This is a genomic window from Nonomuraea sp. 10N515B (assembly GCF_052245915.1).
GTDB lineage: Bacteria > Actinomycetota > Actinomycetes > Streptosporangiales > Streptosporangiaceae > Nonomuraea.
Genome location: NZ_JBQQBQ010000165.1, coordinates 1 through 2,457 on the forward strand (window position 1 = coordinate 1; position 2,457 = coordinate 2,457).

General features: G+C 66.1%; 2 protein-coding genes. Both read left to right on the forward strand.

The window, feature by feature from the left end; all coding sequences use genetic code 11:
• Window positions 1-184: 184 nt before the first annotated feature.
• Window positions 185-1,240 (forward strand): hypothetical protein, encoded by a 1,056-nt coding sequence (locus ACTWQA_RS58755; RefSeq protein WP_443167451.1) that lies wholly within the window; start codon window positions 185-187, stop codon window positions 1,238-1,240.
• Window positions 1,237-2,427 (forward strand): hypothetical protein, encoded by a 1,191-nt coding sequence (locus tag ACTWQA_RS58760; RefSeq protein ID WP_443167452.1) that lies wholly within the window; start codon window positions 1,237-1,239, stop codon window positions 2,425-2,427. The genes ACTWQA_RS58755 and ACTWQA_RS58760 overlap by 4 nt, the downstream gene beginning before the upstream one ends.
• Window positions 2,428-2,457: the final 30 nt, after the last annotated feature.

Genomic DNA, 2,457 nt, shown 5'->3' on the forward strand with positions numbered 1-2,457 from the left:
CTGAAGGACGCGCACGAGGCCCGGGTTGCAGCCCGGCGAGAACTACGCCAGGATCCCCTATAACCCCTCCCGCGACTGATGGGTATTTAAGACCCGATCTGGTGCATTTTCTCTGACACACCTCGCCCAAAATCACGCCAGCAAGCGACGCAAGTCACAGGTCGGCCCGAGCGGTCAAGCCAACATGGTGAAGAAGTATCGCAAGGCGCTGGGCGTCTCGATCGCCAAGACATGGCAGCGGCTGTTCCTGTCGAGCCATGAGGCCGTGGCGCTGGGGGTGCTCCTGATGGCCGAGTACGGGTGGAACCTGTCGGTGATCGATGGGGCTGAAGTGCCCCGGGCATCACCGGACCCCGGCGAGGACGGGCACCCCACCTACCGGATCCCGCTGGAGAAGTATCGCCGTGGCGGCGGCCACCACTACGAGACCCGGAACGTCACCGATGATGGCGCTGCCTCGGCTGGCCGTCTGATCACCGAGGCATTGGCGGCAACTCGGTTCGCCCGCGCACTCGTGGAGGACCTTGCCCCCGGAACCGATCGTCTGATCGTCTGGCATGCTGCTGGGGGCGGCGCTCTGCATGGGGATGGAGACCGTCTTCCTCCGGTCGGCTGGTTCCACTTCGGTGTCACCACCATGAATGCGCGGAGCTGGGCGCGGTCGGAAGGCATGACGGGTTCGCCGTTTCGCCGGGGACGCCGGACCGTCAACGCGCTCGCCCGGCGACAGCCTGGCCAGAACAGTCAGGACACGCACGACCGCCGCTACGTCGTGGTCGACAAGCGGGTCCAGGCTGAGGCCGTCGAGGTGATCGCTGCCGGCGCTGAAGACGCTGCTGCCCGCGCGCGGGCGTCGGTTCTGGTCGCCGAACTACGGGACGAGCCGCAGGACGGGGACGTCGAGACCGCGACCGCCGACTGCCGCGACTACGACAACAGCCCCTATCCGGCACCTGGCGGGGGTTGCGGCGAGTCTTTCCTGATGTGTCTGGGCTGTGAGAACGCCCGTGTTCACCCAGGTCACCATAGCCGGCTCGCCCACCTGCACCACGCGTTGTCCAATCTGCGTTCGACCTTGGCACCCGAGACGTGGTCGCGGGACTGGGGCGACGCCCACGCCCGCTTGGAAGACCTCGAGTCCAAGCTCGGCGTGGGCATCTGGCGTCAGGCCCTGGCCCGCGTCACCGACGCCGATCGCGCCCTCATCGCCGACCTACTGACTGGAGAGCTCGACACGTGATCCTCGCCCCCGACCTCGATCCCTACCGGCTGCCGCTGCCCACTCCCGACACCCCGATCGTCCTGCCGCACTTCGTGACCGCTGAGCACGCCCACCTCAACAGCCGCTACGGAGCTGCGATCTGGCCGCTGGGCATGCTCACGGAAAACCCCAGCGCATACAAGGCCTCGATCTACTGGAATACCTGCCCCGCCGCCTTCCGGGACGAGCTACGGCTGACCGCCTGGACCATGATCAACGGCGAGCTTCGGCCCGCTTTCCTTACCGAACGCGGCAGCCGCACGCGAAGCCGCCTGAGCCTCGCCGTGCTGGTCAACTCGATACGGCAGTGGATCCACCTGGCTAAATGGCTGGACTCCCGGGGCATCGACAGCCTCGTCGCCTGCGACACCAGCGTCCTACACGACTACGGCCTGCACATGAGAGGACAAAACCATGGTCGAAGCCATACCCGCACAATCTTGTCAGCAGTAACACGTTTGTGGGCGTTCGACGAGCTCAGCGCCCGCCCGGCCGGGATCGGACGGCCGCCGTGGGACGGACTGGGAGCCGATGACTACCTGCCTGCCGCAACCTCTTCCAGCGGCGGGGAGAACACGACCGAACCCGTGGCGGCCGAGACCATGGGACCGCTGCTGGTCTGGGCGATGCGGATGGTCGACGACTTCGCCGAGGACATCCTCGCCGCCTGGGCTGAGAGACAGCGATTGGCGGAGGCCGCCCGTTCCAACACCGCCACTCCTGCGGCGGCGGCAGCCCTGCACGCCTACCTCGACCCGCTGATCGCCAGTAGGGCTCCACTGCCGACCACGGCAACCGATGGCCGCGTGACCTTGGCCTGCACCTATGTGGGCGGCATGACCGGCGCCTCCGAATCCCAGATTCGGAGGTTCTCCCAACAGAAAGATCTGAAAGCCGCTGCAGCCCGCCGGCCAGGACCCTGCCCGTTGAACGTCCCGGTGACTGGCCAGATCAACGGAGCGCCGTGGCGGGAGGTACTCGATTACAACGAGGCCGCCGACCTGATGCGGCACCTGGGAACAGCGGCTTTCGTGGTCTGCGCGTATTTGACTGGGATGCGCCCGGGAGAAAAACGGGCGGAGTTGCATCTGATGAACCATTCAGCGCGCTCGAATACTGACGAAGCCACAGCTCAGAGGACTAAGCAGAGACAGCTTGTCGCTTGATTGGCAGATCTGCCAGGACCTCTTGCGCCT

What these genes read in the sequence shown, in the direction of transcription:
- ACTWQA_RS58755 (WP_443167451.1), top strand. Translation starts at nt 185, where the DNA reads ATGGTGAAGAAGTATCGCAAGGCGCTGGGCGTCTCGATCGCCAAGACA.